The organism is Reichenbachiella sp. MALMAid0571, from assembly GCF_040151475.1.
Classification (GTDB): Bacteria; Bacteroidota; Bacteroidia; order Cytophagales; family Cyclobacteriaceae; genus CAXBNB01.
The window spans coordinates 78,939-100,826 of sequence record NZ_JBDKWG010000132.1 but is presented as its reverse complement, the minus strand read 5'-3'; the positions used below and the strand labels follow the sequence as shown (position 1 = coordinate 100,826).

Here is a 21,888-nt window from a genome sequence, read left to right as displayed (position 1 = left end):
TCGCAAGCAAATCATCGGTTGTGATTTAGTTGTCTATACTATTCACCACATCGTTCAGGAAGTTTTCATATTAGTGATTTATATATATAGGTCAGTAGATGTTTGAGCGACTGGTTATAAGTAATTGTGGCATGCTCTGAATTTATCAAACTTTACAAGCAGCACTTTTTATATTTCTTACCACTGCCACAAGGACAAGGGTCATTCCTACCGATTTTAGGCTCGTTGACTACAGGAAAAGATTTAGGGTAAGAATCATGATCTGACTCAGCATAATCTGACTCAGCATAATCTTCTATGGGATTGTACCCCGACCAGGTAGATGTAATCTGGTCATATCGATCTACAATACCTAAAACCTCCATTTTATGGCTATACTTTGACGGCATTTTAATATCCCTTTCGATTTCATCATAATTACCACAAATGCCAGTGCTTACGTAACCAAGTTTGAAAAGCATTTCCATTTCGGGCAACAACTCTTCTGCCTCAACATGGATAACATTACATATCATTAACCCAATCAGGTCACTATCTATCACATTATCTTCTATATCGCTTTGCGTATAGAAAGTCAGTACTTTTCTAAACCACTCAACAGCCTCTTCCTTCTTATCTGGACTATGATATACTACTTGTTCAATGACTGTTGATATCTCTGATTTCGCATAAGTATCTATACCTGGTTCACAAGCAAATGACGCCAATTCATCCAATTGTCCTTCTGCGATTTTATAAATTGGCTCCCAAAGAAATTCAGTTAAAAAATCACCCAAGTACAGCCTAAGATATGCATTGTTTTGTCTCAATACGTGTAGTACCTCAGTCAAGCTTTCTGTAGATTTTAGTTCTCCAAGCAGAAATATGGCATGGATCACAAAGAACATCAACTCATCATCCCAATCATCCTCCTCAATCATCCGATTAAAGTATTCATACCGATCAATACTGTCCTTTAATACCAAGTGAAGGTCTTGCACCAGAGTTTCACGAGGCAGTGACAAAATTTCTAAAATAGTATCTTCTTCAATATAAAGCCCATTGCTGTAGAGTTCGTTGATTTGACTATGGTGAAATGTAGGTGGCTCTACCTGCACTGACGAACCTATTTTCTCCAACTTCGTTTTCACTTTCATCTTTTTTGCATTCTCCTTTTCCATCCTCTCAGTAAAATTTTTCATTCGAACCATCATCAAATACCGTTCTGTTTCCAAGGTGATTTTCGAGTTTGGATCCAAATCTGACATAAGTTTAAAGTCAGACTCGGCTTTGTCCATATTTCCAGTTACTGAAAAATACCTAATGGTCATTTTTAGAAAAGCAGACACCTCTGAAATATGAAACACCTCTCTATTAGGGTACAAAGAAGCAAGCTCCATATCTTGTCCCATCACCTCAGGGATTTTTTCATATTGTCCTTTCTGAAAGTATTCAAACCCAAGGTTCACTTTTCCAAACAGGTAATCTGGATGTTCGGCGACAATCCTTCTGTTCACTTCATTGGATTTTTCTGCTTGCCCGTTTACGGAATACCATACCGCTAAATAATTTTTCAGTGTGGGACTATTAGGAAAGGCTTTAATTTGCTTTTCAATTTTTTTTCGCTCTACTTTTCCCCCTGTTAGTGCCCAATCGTAGCATTTTTCGAACTGAACCCGTAATTGAGGGGTTACATCGTTCATCTTATCAAAAAACAAGGCATCATCTTCTACTTTGTATTTTCTAATTTCTGTGCTCATTAAGCTATATAAATTGATTAATCATAAAATTATGTCTGTAAACGACCCAAATATCACTTCCCCGATGCAAAACTTACTGAAAATATTCGCTAGCAAATCATCCGTTGTGATTTGCCCTGTGATGCTTCCAAGGTAATGCAGTGCATGGCGGATGTCCTGTGCGAGGAAGTCATTGGTGATTTGGTTGTCAATACCTCTCACTATATATAATGTTGAGAGTTTTCAAAATAATGACCTGATATAATAGTAAATTGTTAATAGAATTATCACTACTCCCCAAATAAAAAAACTGCTTCCAATTAATCAAATCATGTCTCATATTGTTTTTTGTTTGTCATTAACCTTTCTATCTTTTGTAAACACTGACCCCCACCCTATCAATATGCTCAATCAAATCAGGGTTGTCTATTTTATCATAAATAGAAACATCAAATATATAAGGAAGGCTGGAGTCGTCTAACGCACCCAATACTCCAAGAAGTGTAGTGAGACTTATATTTTCTCCCAATAAAGTCAAATCAACATCACTACCATTGCGATGAGTGCCCTTTGCTCTTGAGCCATAAAGAATAGCTTCTTCTATTTCAGGATAGTTTGCAAAGACGGCTTCAACAACATTGTTTTGGTCTGAGGACAAACCGTGGATACAGTTTTTCTCCATTACAATTCGTTCATTTTGACTTCAAGTGAAGAAAACAGGTTGTAGTATTTAGTAAGGATTTCAGATACAATTTTCTCTGCTGTTTCCTCATTATAGGTGTGAGATGACAAATTCCTGCTTTCGATCATTTGCATCCAGCTTTCTCCATCTTCAATCAGTTCTAACTGGTATGCCTTTCTGGTCACATCTTTAGAACCATAAAGAACTGTATTGCCTTTACTTTCTATAAAGTCTTTCAAAGTTTTCCAGGCCAACTCATGGGTAAATTCAAATCCCTGAATAAGCCCTTGTTCTTCAAGTCTGGAAAGTGACCTGCTCTCAGCTAAATCTACCCCATCTTTTAGTTGTCTTAACGCTTTGCTAAAACTATCAAAGCGTTGTTTCCATCGAATATCCTGATCTCCCATATCCTAAAATTAGAAACAATCACTTCCCGATGCAAAACTTACTGAAAATATTCGCTAGCAAATCATCCGTTGTAATTTGCCCTGTGATGCTTCCGAGGTAATGCAGTGCATGACGGATATCCTGAGCGAGGAAGTCATTGGTGATCTGGTTGTCAATACCTCTCACTACGTCGTGCAGGGAGTGCTGTGTATTGACCAGGCTTTGGTAGTGGCGAATGTTGGTGACTACTACATTACCAGGCTTAAAGTTATCCATTTGGCTTTTGTCCCAGATCAATTCTTTTAATCTGTCAATTCCAATCAGTTGTTTAGCAGCAATCGACACATAGTGTTTGTTCGATTTCAGCTGCTCATGCTCCGCTTCTACTTTGTCCACTTTATTCCCAACCAGAATATAGGGTTTGTTCTTTTCTATCAAACGGGCTTCTTGTTGCTGAATAATATCCAGGCTTTCTGTTGAAAGGTCAAACAAATACATAATAAGGGCTGATTCATCCATTTTTCGTTCAGCCCGCTCCACTCCTATGGCTTCTATCTGATCTTTGGTTTCCCGCAAACCTGCAGTATCTATAAATCGAAATTTGACACCTCGAATATTGAGCTCATCTTCTATGATGTCCCTCGTCGTACCCGGAATGTCCGACACAATGGCCTTTTCATCTTCAAGCAACGCATTGAGAAGTGTAGATTTCCCTGCGTTCGGTTTTCCTACGATCACTACAGGAACACCATTTTTAATCACATTACCAAGCTGAAAACTGTCAATCAATTTTACAAGTACCTTGTCTATATTCATGATCAGTTGCTTAAGTTCATCCCTGCTGGCAAATTCTACATCTTCTTCAGAAAAATCCAGTTCCAGTTCGATCATTGAAGCAAAATGCACGAGTTTTTCCCGAAGTGTTTTGATTTCACCCGAAATGCCTCCACGCATTTGGTTGAGAGCAGTAGTATGGGCAGCTTCATTTTCGGAAGCAATCAAATCAGCCACTGCTTCGGCTTGCGCCAAATCAAATCGGCCATTCAAATAAGCCCGTTGGGTAAACTCACCGGGATTGGCAAGCCGGGCACCTTTTACTACCAGCAATTGAATGATACGATTGATGATGTATTGAGAACCATGACAGGAGATTTCTACACTATTTTCTTTGGTAAAAGAATTGGGAGCTACAAAAACTGTAGCCAACACCTCATCTATCATAGTATCACCGTCCATGATGTTTCCAAAATGCACGGTATGCGACTTTTGAGCAGTAAGGTCAGCACCTTTAAATACTTCATTTACCACTTGAATACAACCTGCACCCGACAGTCGGATTACCGCAATCGCCCCTACACCGGGAGCTGTTGCCAACGCCACTATAGTATCATTCATCTCCATGCCACAAAGATAGCAGACAATACGGTGGCTGAATAATACTTTGACCATTAGGCTATAAAATATTTTCTAATGAGTCGAAAATTCCAACCAATTAGAAAATACCTGTGTCCTAAGGATAAGAATTTATTAACATTTTTAACTAGTAAAATAAAAAGATCATGAAGAAGAGCGAAAGAGTTTTAAGTGTACTCGCAGTAGCATCAATTTCCCTGTTTTCTTGTTTAGAGGAAAGCGAGTATGAAAAACAAGTGAAGAGGGATGACCAGGAGATAATGGCATATTTGAAAGACAACAACATCACAGCAAAAAGATCATCCACGGGTATTTATTATGAAGAATTAGTAGAAAACGCAAACGGAACCATCCCGGAATTGGGGGATGTGGTTTTCATAAAATATGATATGAAAACACTTGATGGAAACGTAGTAGAGTCAAACACAGAGACTTTGACAAAGTTCAAATTTGCCTGGACGAGCATCATGCCAAACGGCTTTAATTATGGAGTAGATTTATTAAAAAAAGGTGAGAAGAACAGATTTTACCTCCCTTCATATCTGGCTTTCGACAGCTATAGTTTTGGAGATGTCTTTAGTTCGTTCGAAAACTTCATTGTGGAAATGGAACTGGTAGATTTCAAAACAGAAGATGAAATGTATGAGATAGAAATTGATTCCATCGACAACTACATAACAGCAAACCAAATCGAGGGTGTTGAATCTTACACATCAGGTTTGTATTTCAAAACCATCGAATCGGGAAGCGGCGACTCCCCAACAGGATACAGTGAAGTAGAATTTTATTTCACAAGAAAATACCTTGACGGAACTGTCATAGAAAAAACGGAAGCTCTGAGCCCTTTGAAGGTGAAACTAAATGAAGGAAGACTGGTAGAAGGGTTGAGGCAAGGCATCTTGAAAATGAAAGAAGGAGATAAAGCCCTGTTGATCATGCCTTCTGAAATAGCATTTGGTGCCAGTATTCAGGTGATTCCTACCTCTTTGCGTGAGGAGTTTTTAGACGATAATATCATTACGACCAAGGTAGTTCCTTACACTCCCGTATTGTATGAGGTAGAGTTGGTTTCGGTTGATTAAAGCAGTCACTTTTTATGGATGAATAATTCCAGTTTTCATCCCGACTTAAGAAAATCTTCTTTGCTTATTGCAAACTTTCAAGAAGATTTCTCCTTCGTCGAAATGACAGAAACCGTTAGGTTTACGGCTATAGGATTTATTCCGCCCTCATCTAAAAAAACGAAGTAGTTGTTTTCCCAACAGATGCCAGAATAAATCTGTGCTTTACTAAGCTTTCAGAGATTGGTAAAGCTCTTCAAAAGGCAAGCTTTAAGAATCCTGAAAGGCTTCTCAAAGCACCTTATAGAGAGGCTTTCTGGAACCTGTTCGAGAAAAAGCTCTTTATGCTTTTCCCAAGAGATGCCGGGATAAGCCCGACAACTGCTGAATATTTCTAATACAATCTCTTCATTTTTTCACAAGTTGAACCACACAAGCTTATCATTTTGTGATAACTTTATTTTTAGGTAAACACAATTAAGTTCAACTTCTAAAATTGAAATGAAAACCATAGACATTAATTGCGATATGGGAGAAGGCATGGGAAATGAGGAGGCTATCATGCCTTACATCAACTCCTGCAATATTGCTTGTGGTGGCCATGCAGGAGATACTGCAATCATGAAATCTACAGTAGATTTGACATTGAAGTATGATGTAAAAATCGGTGCTCACCCCTCCTACCCGGATAAAAAGAACTTTGGCAGGCACGCAATGAAAATATCATCAGAGGATTTGACCACCACTATAGAAAACCAAATCAAGGCACTGAAAATTATAGCCGAATCTTCCGGCAGTAAACTCCATCATATCAAGCCACATGGTGCTTTGTATAATGAAGCCGCCAAGGACAAAAGTACAGCAGAAGCAGTTTTAAACGCTATCAATAGTTTTGACGATAACTTGTTCCTCTATGCTCCCTATAAATCAATAATAGCAAATTTGGCATTGGATAGGGGAATAAAAGTCATATTTGAAGCCTTTGCAGACCGGGCTTATAATGACAACCTGCAACTTGTAAACCGATCCATCGCAGGATCAGTATTGGAAAACAAAGAAGACATATACGAGCAGGTTTGTAGCATCATAACACAGCAACGAATAGAGAGCATTACTGGCAAGCAACTACATCTGGAAGCCAATACTATTTGCATCCATGGAGACAACCCTAAAGCAGTTGAGATTGTAAAATTTATTCATCAAAAACTAAATTCCAATTCACACAACATAGCTTAATTTGAAGAATTTCTCACTGACATATCGAAGGTTTGGTACAGCCGCACTTTTAATTGAATGGCCACAATCAATCAGTGAAGATATCCTTACCGACATTATTGCTTTTCAGTCTGCAATAGAAAAACGTCCTCCGGCAGGTCTTATAGAAATAGTTCCCACTTATGCTTCATTGACATTGTTTTTCAACGAATTGAAGGATTTCCAATCAACAACTAAAAAGTTAAATTTTTTTTATGATTCCAGAATTTCAAACCAATCTGATAACAAAAGATGGATCATTCCGGTTTGTTATGAAGAGCAATTTGGAATTGATTTACAAGAAATTTCCAATACTTTAAAAGTATCAAAACAAGAAATCATTGACATACACAGTTCACAACCCTACAGAGTACACTTTATTGGATTTCTCCCCGGCTTTCTTTATTTGGGTGGATTAAACAGCAAATTACACTGCCCAAGAAGAGAATCTCCACGTTTGAGAATAACAAAAGGATCAGTAGGAATAGGCGGGTCTCAAACCGGCATCTACCCTATAGACAGTCCTGGAGGATGGAACATAATTGGAGGTACGCCCATACCTCTTTTTGACAGTAGTAAAACCCGTCCCTGCTTTGTAAGACCCGGAGATACGCTTAAGTTTGATCCTATCGACCAACTGACTTATGATCAAATTAATCAAGAGATAGAGCAAGGAAATTATGCGCCAAAAGTTGAGATCTTATGAGTGTCATAGAAGTACTATCTCCCGGGCTATACACCACTGTACAAGACAGAGGCAGAACCAGATTCCGTTCTTTTGGCATTCCTGTTAGTGGCTGTATGGATCAGTTGAGTGCTGACTTGGGAAACAACCTGTTGGACAATGACTCCAATGCACCTGTGTTGGAAATCACGATGATGGGGCCCCAGCTCCTTTTTCAGGACAAAGCAAACATTGTCATTACTGGTGCTGATCTTTCCGCCCGAATTGATGGGAAATTACTGAAGACAAACACCATCGTAACCATCAACTCCGGAGATGTGTTGTCTTTTGGTAAATTAAAATACGGATGCAGGACTTATCTCTGCATTCAAAATGGTTTTGATGTCCCGGCACATTTCGGAAGTTGTTCTGCTTATGAAAAAGCCCAGCTTGGCCTTCCTGTTTTAAAAAAGGGAATGAAGTTGTACTACCAAAATAATAGCACTCCGATTTTTCATCAAAATTCCAGAATAAAACCAAGTAATCTTTTATTTGAAGAAAATACGGTTGACGTAGTTCCAGGACCAGAATACCACCTGATGAACGAAAAACTCCTTTCCGAAACATTCGAAATCACTCGGGACAGCAACAGAATGGGTTATCGTTTGAAAGGTGTATTGAGCTATAGTCATTCGGGCAGTATCCTGACCTCCACAGTAATGCCTGGAACAGTCCAACTCCCCCCTTCAGGTGATCCGGTAGTCCTTATGAAAGATTGCCAAACCACCGGAGGTTATCCAAGGATTTTGCAAGTAACCGAAATGGGTATCAATATACTGGCACAAAAAAAACCGGGCGATCAGATAAAATTTACACTGAAAACCCTGCCTGAAGGAAGACAGTCGTGATAACCTCTTAATTCATAGAGACTCTCGCGTCGCTTCCCATCATCACTACCCTGAAAAAGCTCCTTTATTGACGGTTGCGGGTTTTCCGTGGTAATTCAGGTTAATTTTCAATCCTTAAACTCCGGGTTGTACTCTCCTCGTTTATTGAATCCCGGAAAATTCCTTGTAGTAGAGTATCTTGGATAACTGTCATATATCTGACTTCCAAACATACGCAGATCTCCCTGTTTTTTTAGCTCAGCATCGAGCCTTTGGCTGAGATCCTTTCTGATTTCGTCATATTCAGCATTTCCTGACAAATCATTCACACAATATGGATCATTTTTAATATCATAGAGTTGTTCGGCAGGTCGCTTTTCAAAAGCATTTTGAAAAAGGTTTTTCACACTTTCCTGATCCTTATTTTCCATCATAAAAGTTTTAGAAGGTGATCCGTCAATGTCAAGATATCCCGGATATAACTTTGAAAACCCTTCAACAGCATTTCTCTCATCATTTTCTTTTGTTACTGGTACAGGATCACCAATTGGCCAACGGTCTGGTTTGTAGTTTTTTACAAATAAATAATCCTTGGTTCTGAACGCCCTGGCAGGATAGCCCAAATTATCAGGTCTTGCATGGGTATGCCGCTCTCTGCCCGTTAATACAAAATCTCTGTTAGATTTTGTTGTTTCTTTTGAATACAGAATAGACGTAATGCTTCTGCCCGTCATCTCAGGAGCATCTTTTACCCCTGCTATTTCCAGAAAGGTTGGAGCCAGATCAATCATAGCTACTAACTCATCCGTTTTCTTGGTTTTCCTGATTCCCGCAGGCCATGAAATAGCCAGTGGTACATGCGTACCAAATTCCTGCAAATTGGCTTTGGCATAAGGAAATGGCATACCATTATCGGCCGTAACTACTACAAGAGTATTTTCTAACTCTCCCCTTTCTTTAAGCAAATTGAGCATCTTACCTAAATGAGAATCAAAATATTCGATTTCAAAAGCATAATCCAACACATCATTTCTGGTCACAGAGTCATCAGGCAAGAATGCAGGTACCATTACATTGGCAACAGACTTTCCTGATTTCACACCTGAACCAGCTTCATAAACTCTATGTGGCTCGTGTCCTCCGTACCAGAAGAAGAAAGGTTTGTCTGTTGGTTTCTTTTCCAAGAAATCAACAAAGTTTCCGAAATAATCCGTTGAATGAATACCACTTGCCGGCACTGCTTCAAGTACCTTTTCATTATATTCCGGTCCAACAGGATTTCTCGTCCAGCCGGTTATTTTATAATTTCCAGGCCCCCAGGGTTTTCCAGTAAATCCCAATTGGTATCCAACAGTTTCCAGCAAATCTGTGAATACCTGAAATTTCTTAGGAAAGTTACTGGCATGGGTGCCTGCCTCTTCTATTTGCCAGATATTTTTTCCAGTAAGTATCGCCGCTCTGGAAGGGCTACACTGGGGAGCCCCAACGAATGCATTGCTGAACAATACACCGCTATTGGCCACCTGATCAAATGCAGGCGTAGATATTTCTGCAAAGCCATACACCCCTGCATGAGGATAAGATTGATCATCCGCAATGGCAAAAAGGATGTTAGGTTGTTTAACAGTTTCTACCGACTTAGTTGGTTGATTACAACTGATAACCGTTAATGCTATGATGGCTAGTATTACACCGTGTAAAAATCTGTAATTCATAGATTTCATATTTTCGTTTTGTTTTTATGTGGTACCTCTACGGGTTATTTTTTATTGACTGCCAATACATTGGCAATTGATTCTGGTAATTCGTCAACTACTTCCTGGAAAACAGGTTTGCCTTCAATCATTTCTAATAATTTAGAGCTTCCAGTTATTGTTCCGTATTCCTTTCCTTCTAAGCCGAGAATTCCATTGGAACAAAAGGTAACTGATCCATCAGCCTTGGCTACTTTCAATGTAGCCGCTTTTTCTGTATTCAATTCGGCTTCAATACTCCAGTCCCCAACCTTAAATACATTTTCATTCTCAGAGACTTCTACCGGTTGTAATGATGAAACTCCATTTTTTGGTTCTATCTGGATCACAGCAAAAAACCGCATTTTATTAGTTTTCGTCTTATTGGCAGCCCTGTAATGAAAATGGTTTTCAAACTCGAACATACTTCCATCAGGATTTTTTTTCCTTCTCCAATTAACGGGTGGACTTAGGAAGTCTCTACTCAATTCCTGATCAACTTCAGTCGAAGCAAACAATGTAGATACTGCTTTTGCATATTTGTTTGCTACAGTCAGTTTGTTTTCTTTTAGTTCCAGGTTATTCCTATTATGAAGAAGGAAAGTAAAATCAGAAGGGCTCTCTGTTTCCAGATCATCATAAATCAGCACAAGCGAGGGTTTTAGCATCAGAATGTGTCTTCTAAACCGTTTTAAACCTGCATCTTTGTTATTTTGCACAGGATTTCCTTCATCTTTCAACTCTTCGGCATCTGATGCATCGTACGCTTGAGTTGCATCACCCACTACATAGGAAATTTGATCTCCATTAATAAACCGTGGTATCCATCCGTAAGCTTCCGATCCAAACGGCTGTCCCATGCCATTGATCAGAATACCATTATGTCCACGAGTATTTTTGAAATCAGCCAAATAATGAGGATCGCCCATGGCAGGCCTATAGCCTGTATTAGAAAACAGAGGTTTTCCAGCATAAAACAGATTGAAACAGTTGTGCTCAGCATGAGTATGGCTGTAAGACCCATAAGGACTACTTTTCATTGCCAACATCAGGTTGGATGGAGTATTGGCCAAATCAGTATTTAAATAAGCCACACCTACTTCTCTGAAAACCCTGGATTGGGGAAGATCAAAAATTGTTGCAGGTTTTGGTCTGCTCAATTCTAATCCTCTTTGAATATAAAACCATTTCAAACTTGGATCATCAGTAAGCTTCTTATTAGTTCCTTCAATACGCTGATCGGCATACCAGGCAGCATAAGGATTGCCTGTCAATCTTGAATTTAAATCAACATAAGCGGTAAAAACCGGATCGTTGGTTTGTTTGGGAAACTCTTCATTGCCCAATTTGTATGCATCATTGGCAAAACCATCAGCAGATGCATTAGGTGGCCAGGCATATATCATCCACTCGGGGTTGTTGTAATACCATTCATCTCTTAAAAAATCAACGCCGGTGATTTCCTTAAGAGTAGAAGTGATGCTCAACATGGTGAGTGTATTCATTCTAAAATAACTAATACCATTAGACCATGAGCCATCTTTATGCCCGAGTACGGGAGATCGAGCCAGCCATATTTCATACACATAAGTCAACCATTCATTGGCTATTGGTAAATCTCCTTTTACTCCAAGAGCTGTCTGAAAAAACCTTTCCAACATATGTTGCCAAACGTGATTGGAAAGCAGTCTGGATTCAAGATAATTTGGCCATTCATTGTAAAAATGAGCACCTCTTGCAGCAATTGCCTTCAATAATTTTTCTTTTTGAAATTTGGAAAGCAATTCATTGAAAGTGTCGTACCCTACAGCCATGGCATGCATGATACCACTATCACCAAAATCAGAAACTATACTGGGACCTTCCGGATCCCAGTTAGTTAAAGACATGATCCATTTCACCCCGGTTTCAGCATACTTTTTGTCATTGGACAACAAATACGCCTGAGCTAAAGTAGATACTATATGTTGCACTCTGTCACAAACCGGCCGGCTTGCATCTATCGCTATTCTTCTGGACTCTCGCTTATTTCTTCCTTTAAATTTTGGAAGTACTTCCTTCTCTTCTATCAATGGAAGTGTTAATATTTTTTCAGCATGATCTAAAATATCTTTCGTTTCTTCATAGTCTTTGGCTCTTTCCCTCAAATTTTTCAATTGTGATTTCCAGGCATATACTCTTGGGCTCTCGTCAGGAATCATAGAAAGAAGCAACGAGGCTTCCGGAGTTACAAATTCTTTAGAATTATCATCAATATTAAAAGTATTCAATTCAGTCCATTCACCATTACCGGATTTGTATTGCCAATACCAGGCACCTGCGGAAAGTTTCTGATGCGGATTGTACATGGCATAAGGTAGGCCTGATGCTTCAATTACTTTTGTTGAAAAATCAGCACTCTGAGACATCCTCACACTGTAATCTGCCTTTTTTTCAACAGGCCAGAGTAAACTTGGTGGATTAAACTGCACAGCTACCCCTCCCGACGGTGCAGGCCATTCCCTGGACTTTGGATAGATCACTTTGGCATTTACTTCAATCTCACCGGAAGAAACTTCCAATGACACTTCAGTTTTTTTCTCACAAGAAAGCAAGAACAGCAATAGTATAAAATTAAAGCATAAATGTTTTTTCATATTGCGATATTTACTTGTCTTTTAATTTCTCTTTTTTAACCCACTTTGGCATGTGCAACATTGCTTCCATTTCTGTTTGCTGGCCCTTATCGCCACATGCTTTCATCCAATCCATCAGTTTGCCATGCATTTCATCGATTATGGCTTTATACTCTGAATTATCAGCAAGATTATCCATATTGAAAGGGTCATTTTGTACATCGTACAATTCTATAGCAGGACGGTATTGATAATTTTCAACTAGTGTTGCAGCCATTTCATTTGATTTCCCAACCTTCTTCCATGAATCGAACCATGACTCTTTTTCTGTAATATTATTCTTGAAAGGTACTTCTGGTGTCAGGTTCAAAATGTACCGATATTGGTTTGATACTACCGATCGAATACCATAATATTCACTCCCGTTGTTAATCCCCCGTGTGGTTTGCAAACTGTATGCATAATCTTTATGCATATCTGTTTTTCCCTGAAATAGATTCATCAAACTTTTTCCATCAAGATTTTTAATTGGATCTCCTCCAGCCACTTCCACGAATGTGGGTACCACATCCGAATATTCGATAATGGCATCCGAGACTAAACCGGGCTTTATTTTTCCAGGCCACCTGGCAATAAAAGCCGAATGCACTCCTACATCATAACAAGTCCACTTAGCAAATGGAAAACTATTGCCCTGTTCGCTAGAGAAAATCACTAGTGTATTTTCTGTTAAACCCTGCTCTTCAAGCATTTCCAATACTTCACCAACCTGGCCATCGAGGTAATTAATTTCAGCCATATAGCGGGAAAAATTTTCACGAGTATCCGGAGTATCTACAAAAAACGGAGGCAAAGTCAATTTATCCGGCGGAAACAAGCCTGGATCCCCTTTATCCCATGGTGTATGTGGCTCTTTGGAACAGACAAATAGGCAAAATGGTTGGTCTTTTGATTTTGCATCGTGAATAAACTTGTCGACATCTGAAAAATCCTCATTATTCACACCTTTGAGGTATTCGAAAGGAAACACCTCCTGAGGGCTTATATGGGTTTTCCCGGCAAGTGCTACCCTGTAGCCCAGAGGTTTCAAATGATGCACGATACTTTTAGTACCTTCATTGGCCATTGTATGGTTAGGATATGCCCCTGTTTTTACCGGATACAAACCAGTATAAAGGTTGTGTCTGGTAGGTGAACACATGGGGGCTGACTGATAGCATTTGGTAAATTTCATGCCCTGATTGGCCAATTTGTCGATGTTTGGGGTAATGGCGTCTTTACTACCATATGTACCCAAATCCCAATAGCTGCAATCGTCTGCCAGAATAAAAACTATATTTGGTTTCTTTTCTGCTTTGATGGGTTGATTACAGGAAAATAAAGTTATTATAAATATAACCAGAGTTAAAATCCACGTGTTTTTCATATCTCATATTTTACTTTATATTATTTTCATACCACACCACACCCAAACCTTCACTTTTTTCTCCAAAATTCTCTTCACAGATCAGTACATCCAAATCTCCATCTGCATCAATATCCAGAAGTTCAACTTTGTCAAACTTTGATCGATGTACACCTGATATTGGTTGAAAATCAATTCCTGAAACATTCTCAATCTTTTTCCCATCCAACCAGGTCAATCCTACTTTCTCTTCATTATCTGTATTGGTACTCAGCACAAAGTCCTTCACACCATCACCATTGATATCTCCAATACTCACGGATTTGCAATTACCAGTGGTAGAAGGCACATCGATGATTTGTTCTGTCCATTCCAATCCTGATTTGTCTGTCCTTTTATAAATCCTGATAGTTTGATTTGTGCGTTCTGTTAAGATTATTTCTTCCATACCATCATTATCCAAATCCGCCATATCTATAAACATCACTTCAAGTTCTTTTCCACCAATAAAATGATTAGCCCATTCCTGTTTTTGTCGCTCACCTGTTCCAGGATTTTCCAACCACCGACAGCCTTGAAGTTCTGCCCTTCTGTCCGTAACCACTACGTCCATATCATCATCTCCATCCATATCCCGAACTACGATCGACATTACCCAACCCATTGGTGATATGGGATGCCACTTCCAGCCATTCAGGTCATTGCTCTTTTCAGGGGCTTCAAACCATCCCAATTGTGAATTTTCTCCCTTTCCGGCTGCTATCAGGTCTGTTCCATACTTTCCATCCAATTGTATTGGCTCAGCATACATCCACATCGTAACTCCTTCAGAAGCAGACAATACACTTTGTTTCCATTTTTTAGGATTCAAAAAGTCCTTCTTTGGGGCAAAATGAACAAATATCTTTTCAGACTTATTTTCTGTACAGCTGACAATATCTAAATATCCATCATTGTTCATGTCTGCAAATACGGCATCTTCTACCTTTGGCGTTTCTCCGACTACCACAGACGGCCATTCATCCTTTACTTTGCCTTTACCGGGATTAAGGTACAGCTTAGTAATACCACCTTCTTCCCATCCGGTAGTAATGTCTAATAAACCATCCTTATTTATATCCGCTAATTTCACTCCATCAGCCCCGTTTGAAGAAGCATCAATGGTATGTTGAGCCCAATTTTGTCCAAAGGCAATATTGAAACTCAGAAGTGTCAGTATTGTGAATAAACCTTTTGCCATATTTTTTAATTTAATGTGAGATAAGCCATCAAATATCATCTATTCCTGATCTTGTCCAATTCGGATATTAATTCCATTACGATCTCCGTTTTATCTGCATAAAGGTTATTGGTTTCCGATGGATCGTCTTTCAAGTTGTACAATTGACCAATGGGTTCATCTTCTTTTGGCTCAATAATAACAGGTTCAGAAAACCCTCCTGAACCCTGTCTCTCCATCAATTTCCAATCTCCTTTTCTTATGGCAAAAAAGCCCTTCGAAGAATGGTGAACCACAGGCATGGCTTCAGTTATTTTAGATTTATCATTCATTAAAATCGGCAAAATACTTTGGCTATCTTCTCCTGAGTTGACTTTCAATTTCACTCCAAGTACATCGGCAGTTGTGGCCATCAGATTGGTCAAGGTTGTAGTGAAATTGCTTTGACTGCCGGGCTGTATTTTTCCCGGCCAACGCACCATAAACGGTATCCTGTGCCCACCTTCATGTATATCAGCCTTCATTCCTCTATAGTTAGCAGCAGCACGGTGGTTGAATCTTTCTATGAAATCAGGTTTCCAAAACGGCCCGTTATCACTGGTAAACACAACAATGGTATTGTCTGAAATACCGCTTTGATCGATGGTTTTCAGGAAACTGCCCACCTGATCATCCACCATTTGTACAAAGTCTCCGTATTCGCCTGCCCCTGATTTTCCGTTGTAGTTTTCCGTCGGCACCCAGGGTGAGTGCGGAGCAGCGAGAGGCAGGTAAAGAAAAAATGGTTTCTTGTCTTTGGCATGAGATTCTACAAATGTTTTGGCCTGCCTGATGAAATTGGGAAGGACATCATAAAAATCAAAGCTTTTGGTGATTTTACCCGGACGCCAAAATGCCCCGGTGGCATAGGATGCTGAATTGAGTTCATTTCCTGGGGTATGCTCTGTAGGCAACTCGGTCAATACATCATTTTCCAAATAGCAGTAGGGTTGCATGTCCAATGAAGCGGGTAAAATGTAACTGTAATCAAAACCATGATTCAATGGCCCATCAGTTGGTTTTTGAGAAAAATCCACCCAGTTTTCATCCATTTGGGTCATCATTCCAAATTCATTCCAATCTGCCTTTCCGTTTTGAAGTGAGTCTTTAAATTCTTCTTTCACCACCCAATCTACTCCCAGATGCCATTTGCCAATCACACCAGTGGTATATCCGTTTTCCTTCAAAAGCGAAGCTATTGTTTCCCTGTCCTTTTCTATCAGGGCTTTACCATATCCCCTAAGTACACCTTGTGGCAATTTCGTTCTCCAGCAATACCGCCCTGTCAAAATACCGTACCTGGTAGGAGTACACACCGAAGAAGGTGAATGTGCGTCAGTAAATCGCATTCCTTCGGATGCCAATTGGTCAATATTCGGGGTTTTGATTTTGGATTGGGGATTGTACGCCGATACATCTCCATACCCGAGATCATCTGCCAGAATGTAGATGATGTTTGGTTTGTCAGGTGCTGCTTCCTTTTTATCAGGAGAACAACTAAATAGGAAAAGGAGAAAAATTGCAATGAATCCGTAGTGAAATCTATTCATAATAGTATCTGGTTCTGTATAGCTTTATTTCGAAGCTGAATTTTCAGCCATGTTTTTAATAAAATATGGATTGTGTTTCATTGAGGATTTTGGAGACCACAATGCATTGGTTTTTGGTAAATATTTTTGGAGCATTAATTTAATTCCCCCTGTTTCCGGCTTGTTTGCAAGGTTATCCCATTCATTGGGGTCAACCGCCCTGTCGTACAATTCTTCAGCACCGTTTTCATACCTGATATACCTGTATTCTTCAGTTACCACCGCATGGTTGTTTCGGCCAAAAGTAGTAACCGCAGCATCTTTCCATTTGCTTTTAGAGTTGTCAAGCAAAGATTTTAAACTCGTCCCTTCATTACTGGAATTTGGAGGTAAACCACATAGATCCAGTAAGGTTGGGTAAATATCGAGCAACTCTACCGGATTGTTGTTTTTCGACCCTCCCACACCGCTTGGCGTTTTCACAATCAAAGGAACATTGGTACCTTCCTGCCACATACAATGCTTGGCAAATGTCCCCTTTTCTCCCAAACGATAGCCATGATCTGACCAAAGCACTACTATGGTATTGTCCTTATAGGGACTGTTTTCAAGTGCCTTTAAGACTTCACCAACATAGTAATCCACAAAAGTGGTGCTTGCAAGATAGGCTTGCACTATGTCTTTCCATTGGTTGGTTTCAATTGCCCAATCCGTAGTAGGCATCATAGCTAATTCATCAACTTTTAATGCCATTTCAGGAAGGTCATCTTTATCATCCTTTTTGTAAGGAGGAAGTTGAATCTGATCCAAAGGATGCATGTCGAACCATTTTTGAGGAACATACCAGGGTACATGCGGCCTGACGAAACCTACTGTAAGAAAAAATGGTTTGTCATGCTTTTCGTTCAACCTGTCCATTGCCCAATGTGCTGAATTGTAATCAGGCATTTTTTCATCTGCATCGGGAAATGCCCCCCAATCCGTTGAGGTTCCCTGATTATCCCAATGAAACCGTTTTTTTCCTTCCGGTTTTGGACCAAAACCGCCTTCTCTTCCACCTGATTGCTGAAAAACTCCATCAGGAGCATGACCATGAAAAATTTTGCCTATTCCCATGGTTTTGTAACCATTCATTCCAAAATATTCCGGTAAAAATTTAATGCCTTCCATAGCACTTGAGGCAGTTCTGACATCATTGTCTTTGATTTGTCCATAAACTCCTGAAGTAGAAGGCCTGAGTCCGGACATGATGGAAGCACGGGAAGGCCCACAAAGTGCAGTCTGGCAATGGGCATTGGTGAACAATGTTCCTTGTGATGCTAACCTGTCTATATTAGGTGTAATAGCAGAAGCATTCTCACCCATACAACCAATCCAGTCGTTCAGGTCATCGATACAGATCATGAGCACGTTTGGTTTCTGCTGCACTCTCGGCTGACAAGCAAATTGTGACAAGCAAAAGACGATGCATACTATTTGGATGAAGTATAGTTTAGTTTTTATCATATTAAATGAGCAATGTATTTTCCAGTTGAACTTTCAGCTAATTTATTCACTTATCATTTCATTCTTTTTAGGTCTGTTATTTAGTCCTGAGTATTTACTTTCAACCACTCTTCATATTGCTTGGTAAGCTTCTGTACCAAATCGGGATGATTTGAAGCCAGGTTGTTCATTTCTCCGGGATCTATTTCCAGATTCACCAGAAAAATTTTATCATCATCGGTCAACGGTGCTTTGTTGGTTTTGTCCACGGGGTTACCCAAAAGTTTCCATTTTCCGTTTCTTGTAGCCCATTGTTTGCCATGTTGCCAGGAGAATATTTCATTATGCTGACTTTTGGCTTGTTCATCATTAATGACAGGCATAAGGCTTTTACCATCTAAGTCTTTAGTATCTAAGTTTATATCACACAACTCTGCCAAAGTCGGCATCCAATCGGCATTGACTGCAAACTGATCTCTGATTTGATTCTTTGGAAGCTTTGCCGGCCAGGTAATAGCAGCCGGAACTCTGTATCCTCCTTCAAAAAGACAAGACTTTGCTCCACGATAAGAACCTGCATTACCTCCTCCAAAATGCGCCCGTTCTTCAGTCGAATATCCATTATCTGATTGGAAAACGATGATGGTATTTTCATACAGATTCAGTGCTTTCAATTTACTGATCAATTCTCCAATCTTGTCATCCTGAGTGGATAAAAATGCTGCATACAAATCACGGGGATAGGCAACTCCTTTGTCCTGGTAATATTTGAGCCATTCGGGTGTCCCTTGGTAAGGATAATGCGGGGTATTGAGGGCATAATAAATAAAAAAAGGGTTGTCTTTGTTTTCTTCCAAAAACGCTGAAGCCTCTTTGACCATCAAATCAGGAAAAAACTGCCCGTTGTAAAAAACTTCTTTCCCGTTTCGGTACAAGTCATGACGGTTTGGCCCTCTCCAATAATAGAAATGTGAGAAATTGTCGATGCAACCTACATGATGGCCAAATGAATAGTCAAACCCCTGGTCATTCGGTAGCATTCCCGACTGATCCCCCAGATGCCATTTGCCAATGTGGGCGGTTTTGTAGCCAGCATCTTTAAACATTTCCGCCATAGTGTATTGTTCTGACTTTAGTCCTCTGGTAGTCTCAGGTACAGATGGAATATTTCCGGGTACTCCGGCTCTTTGAGGTGTTTTTCCTGTGAGCAAACCTGCTCTGGAAGGAGAACAAACTGGTGCTCCATAAAACTGTGTAAAACGCACACCATCTTGTACCAACGCATCCATATTAGGCGTTTGCAAATCCTTCGCTCCATAAATATTTAGGTCGATTGAACCCTGATCGTCAGTATATATAACGATGACATTAGGTTTGGTTTTAGGTGCAGCCTGAACATTCACCATCACCAGAAACAATGCTGGAAACATGGTTAAATATAGTACCGATCTTTTAAATACCTTTTGAAATTTCATTGACATACACGTTTTATTTCTTTGAATTTACCAATTCCCAAACCTTGAAGTTCCTATACCTGAAATGTGTCCATTTCATTTGCCTCAACCCTATTTTTCCTCCATCTAATACTGGCCCATATTCCTTACCATCATCAACCCAATCTATGATTTTCCTTCCATTGGCAAACATCTGTATCTTGTTGTTGTTTTTTATAAGCTTCATTTTGAATATCTCAGTAGAATTTGCCGGAATTCCTATCTCTCCTACCTGAACTTTATTGAAACCTGCATTTTTTCTAAGATGCGCAACTTCCCTTGCCCGGTTGTCTTTTCCGTTTGCATAGTAAGAAATATGGTAATTGTTCAAATCGCTTTTGGTGTAGCCGCTGAACACTCCATCCCTTTTTTTCAGTAAAGGGTCAAATATATCTTCCCCATTAGCTCCTTTCGCAGCAAAAAAAACAATGCAAAGCCCGGCATCCGGCTCAATATTTTGCAACTCCCATTCAGCAATAAAACTTCCCGGAAAATTCTCCGGACACCAAAGCACATGATGGCCTTCTTCATTAGGTGAATACATGTGCATCCAACCTTCTTTAAACTCTATATTGGCGGGCCCTTCCAATTTCCAATCCTTGATATCCCTTTCCTTTGACAGTTTGTTTTGGTACAAGAGTTTTCCTTTTTCATTAGTGTCACCCGCATACATAACAGTGGTCAAAATCAATTGAATCGATATGGCTAAACCAATTAGTTTTAGTTTCATGTGTTTTTTTATTTCATCCTAAAAATACGAACTCTCACATTGAGAATCCAATCTTCAAACTAAACCTGATAAATCAGCCAAATATACCTGTCTCCTGCCTTCTGGAGCACCATTAAATACCACTTTCTTATAGTCTCTGCTCCAGACAGGATGCGGATCGAGTTTGTAATGGCTACCTGTTTCCCCTTTTTTATAGGCTTTCCAATCATTACCTACATTGGTGCCTATAGAACAAATCATCTGTTCATGATTGTCTTTTAAATCAATCAAACGAATGGGTATTTCACCTTTAGGTGAAGAGATCCATTGTTGTTTGGGATAGGTATCTGCCAAAAGATAGGTAGAATCTGCATTTATACTTGGGTGTCCACTGCCAAGATGCTCTTCGGACAGTATTTTAAAATCAGATCCATCATGTTTAAACTGGCAAAACATCATATTCTCATAACCCAGCCAGTTTGGTATGCAATTCATAATGATGTGCTCACCATCAGGATGCCAATTGGGATGGTTTCCTCCTCCTCCGAACCTGGCTTTTTGATTCCAGTGGTTTCTACTCAGACATTGTTTAAGATTACCTCCCTCAGTATCCATGGTAAAAAGTGACGCATCCCTGCCTTCATTATCGATCAACCCCCTGAACACCTGCATGATCTTGGTATTCTGCTTGTTGTACTTAGAGTGAAACAGGTAATTGACACTTCTCTTATAGTATTCCTTGTCTTCTACCGGTCCTTCTACCTTTGCTACGAATTCCGGCATAGCAACCAACAGCTCTGTTTCGTTGGTATCCAGGTTGGTTCTCCAAAGCCCCTCTTTGGGCATATCCTCCATTGTGAATACACTCGGTTTTCCGTGTACCCTGTCCGGCACAGCATAGCCGTATTGGTGGATATTCATGGTCAGTAGATTAGGACTAATGATGTATTTATCGTCTGGTGAAAGGTCGTACTTAGCTCCGGAATAAGCCTTCACTTCGTCCGTTTGCAGGTCAATCCTTACACATACCGGTTTCTCATCGATGATGTCATTGGCATACAGATAACGATCACCGCTATTGCCCCACTGCACGTTGGCTCCTAACTGGAATGACCATCCTTTGGTTCTATATACCGTCTCTATGGTTTCGTTGTGCAGGTCGATCACACAAATCTCTGATTCATCACCCCACATGGGAGTTTTCTGCTGGTAAGGAAACTTAGTCACCGCCAGGTATTGCTGACTTGGACTAAGTGGGCATACGTCGTAGAACGTATGGAGGTAAAACCCATCGTCAGGTGTGACACACTGTACCGGAGCTAAAAACCTGCCCTGCCTGTATTGCCTGATTTTAAACGAACGTTTCTTTTCTTTCCCGAACTGAAATGCCATGATACCTGGTGCCAACAATACCGCTCCCAATCCTGTTGACGTCTTTCCTATAAATTCCCTTCTTTTCAAGTGTTTGTAAGTTTAATATAAAACAAATCTAATTTGAGTTGGATGAGTCCTAAAGGTACTATTGTATCATTTGCGGAGGTAGATGTGTGAAGGAGTAAATGGAATGAATTAAGGGTATAAGGAAAAGTGCTTCT

The 21,888-nt window shown here is 39.8% G+C and carries 17 protein-coding genes and 1 pseudogene; 4 read left to right on the top strand and 14 right to left on the bottom strand.

Annotation, left to right across the window (positions count from 1 at the left end; all coding sequences use genetic code 11):
- Positions 1 to 152: 152 nt before the first annotated feature.
- The 5 genes and pseudogenes from AAOP42_RS12520 to mnmE all read right to left on the bottom strand — a co-directional run bounded on the left by AAOP42_RS12520 (position 153) and on the right by mnmE (position 4,236).
- Positions 153 to 1,739 carry a DUF1186 domain-containing protein gene (locus AAOP42_RS12520; RefSeq protein WP_349528865.1) on the bottom strand — a complete coding sequence of 529 codons (1,587 nt, stop codon included), beginning with the start codon at positions 1,737 to 1,739 and terminating at the stop codon, positions 153 to 155.
- Between the two features lie 21 nt (positions 1,740 to 1,760).
- A pseudogene (locus AAOP42_RS12515) lies at positions 1,761 to 1,928 on the bottom strand (hypothetical protein); the annotation flags it as partial.
- Positions 1,929 to 2,085: 157 nt separating this feature from the next.
- Entirely contained in the window at positions 2,086 to 2,400 is a 315-nt protein-coding gene (locus tag AAOP42_RS12510; protein ID WP_349528864.1) for a nucleotidyltransferase domain-containing protein, read from the bottom strand.
- Positions 2,400 to 2,807, bottom strand: a complete 408-nt coding sequence (locus tag AAOP42_RS12505; protein ID WP_349528863.1) for a nucleotidyltransferase substrate binding protein — start codon at positions 2,805 to 2,807, stop codon at positions 2,400 to 2,402. The genes AAOP42_RS12510 and AAOP42_RS12505 overlap by 1 nt, the downstream gene beginning before the upstream one ends.
- A gap of 19 nt (positions 2,808 to 2,826) precedes the next feature.
- Positions 2,827 to 4,236, bottom strand: a complete 1,410-nt coding sequence (mnmE, locus tag AAOP42_RS12500) for a tRNA uridine-5-carboxymethylaminomethyl(34) synthesis GTPase MnmE (RefSeq protein WP_349528862.1) — start codon at positions 4,234 to 4,236, stop codon at positions 2,827 to 2,829.
- Positions 4,237 to 4,346: 110 nt separating this feature from the next.
- On the opposite strand from mnmE, the gene AAOP42_RS12495 reads away from it, so the two are divergent.
- The 4 genes from AAOP42_RS12495 to AAOP42_RS12480 all read left to right on the top strand — a co-directional run bounded on the left by AAOP42_RS12495 (position 4,347) and on the right by AAOP42_RS12480 (position 8,087).
- Positions 4,347 to 5,282 (top strand): FKBP-type peptidyl-prolyl cis-trans isomerase, encoded by a 936-nt coding sequence (locus tag AAOP42_RS12495; RefSeq protein WP_349528861.1) that lies wholly within the window; start codon positions 4,347 to 4,349, stop codon positions 5,280 to 5,282.
- 480 nt (positions 5,283 to 5,762) lie between these two features.
- On the top strand, positions 5,763 to 6,497 hold the full coding sequence (gene pxpA, locus AAOP42_RS12490) for a 5-oxoprolinase subunit PxpA (RefSeq protein WP_349528860.1): 735 nt from the start codon (positions 5,763 to 5,765) through the stop codon (positions 6,495 to 6,497).
- Between the two features lies 1 nt (position 6,498).
- On the top strand, positions 6,499 to 7,221 hold the full coding sequence (pxpB, locus tag AAOP42_RS12485; protein WP_349528859.1) for a 5-oxoprolinase subunit PxpB: 723 nt from the start codon (positions 6,499 to 6,501) through the stop codon (positions 7,219 to 7,221).
- On the top strand, positions 7,218 to 8,087 hold the full coding sequence (locus tag AAOP42_RS12480; RefSeq protein ID WP_349528858.1) for a 5-oxoprolinase subunit C family protein: 870 nt from the start codon (positions 7,218 to 7,220) through the stop codon (positions 8,085 to 8,087). The genes pxpB and AAOP42_RS12480 overlap by 4 nt, the downstream gene beginning before the upstream one ends.
- A gap of 107 nt (positions 8,088 to 8,194) precedes the next feature.
- On the opposite strand, the gene AAOP42_RS12475 is transcribed toward AAOP42_RS12480, so the two are convergent.
- The 9 genes from AAOP42_RS12475 to AAOP42_RS12435 all read right to left on the bottom strand — a co-directional run bounded on the left by AAOP42_RS12475 (position 8,195) and on the right by AAOP42_RS12435 (position 21,754).
- Positions 8,195 to 9,781 carry a sulfatase family protein gene (locus AAOP42_RS12475; RefSeq protein WP_349528857.1) on the bottom strand — a complete coding sequence of 529 codons (1,587 nt, stop codon included), beginning with the start codon at positions 9,779 to 9,781 and terminating at the stop codon, positions 8,195 to 8,197.
- A gap of 44 nt (positions 9,782 to 9,825) precedes the next feature.
- The gene (locus AAOP42_RS12470; RefSeq protein ID WP_349528856.1) at positions 9,826 to 12,435 is read right to left on the bottom strand and encodes a DUF4962 domain-containing protein; all 2,610 of its coding nucleotides are present in this window, start codon (positions 12,433 to 12,435) and stop codon (positions 9,826 to 9,828) included.
- Between the two features lie 10 nt (positions 12,436 to 12,445).
- Positions 12,446 to 13,840 (bottom strand): sulfatase family protein, encoded by a 1,395-nt coding sequence (locus AAOP42_RS12465; RefSeq protein ID WP_349528855.1) that lies wholly within the window; start codon positions 13,838 to 13,840, stop codon positions 12,446 to 12,448.
- Between the two features lie 10 nt (positions 13,841 to 13,850).
- Positions 13,851 to 15,059, bottom strand: coding sequence for an FG-GAP repeat domain-containing protein (locus AAOP42_RS12460; RefSeq protein WP_349528854.1), 1,209 nt, complete (start codon positions 15,057 to 15,059; stop codon positions 13,851 to 13,853).
- A 35-nt stretch (positions 15,060 to 15,094) separates the two neighbouring features.
- Positions 15,095 to 16,627 (bottom strand): sulfatase family protein, encoded by a 1,533-nt coding sequence (locus AAOP42_RS12455; RefSeq protein ID WP_349528853.1) that lies wholly within the window; start codon positions 16,625 to 16,627, stop codon positions 15,095 to 15,097.
- Between the two features lie 24 nt (positions 16,628 to 16,651).
- Positions 16,652 to 18,010, bottom strand: coding sequence for a sulfatase (locus AAOP42_RS12450; RefSeq protein ID WP_349528852.1), 1,359 nt, complete (start codon positions 18,008 to 18,010; stop codon positions 16,652 to 16,654).
- Positions 18,011 to 18,192: 182 nt separating this feature from the next.
- On the bottom strand, positions 18,193 to 19,566 hold the full coding sequence (locus AAOP42_RS12445; RefSeq protein ID WP_349528851.1) for a sulfatase-like hydrolase/transferase: 1,374 nt from the start codon (positions 19,564 to 19,566) through the stop codon (positions 18,193 to 18,195).
- A gap of 13 nt (positions 19,567 to 19,579) precedes the next feature.
- Positions 19,580 to 20,314, bottom strand: a complete 735-nt coding sequence (locus AAOP42_RS12440) for a DUF1961 family protein (protein WP_349528850.1) — start codon at positions 20,312 to 20,314, stop codon at positions 19,580 to 19,582.
- Positions 20,315 to 20,368: 54 nt separating this feature from the next.
- A complete protein-coding gene (locus tag AAOP42_RS12435; protein ID WP_349528849.1) occupies positions 20,369 to 21,754 on the bottom strand; it encodes a TolB-like translocation protein in 1,386 nt (461 codons plus the stop codon).
- Positions 21,755 to 21,888: the final 134 nt, after the last annotated feature.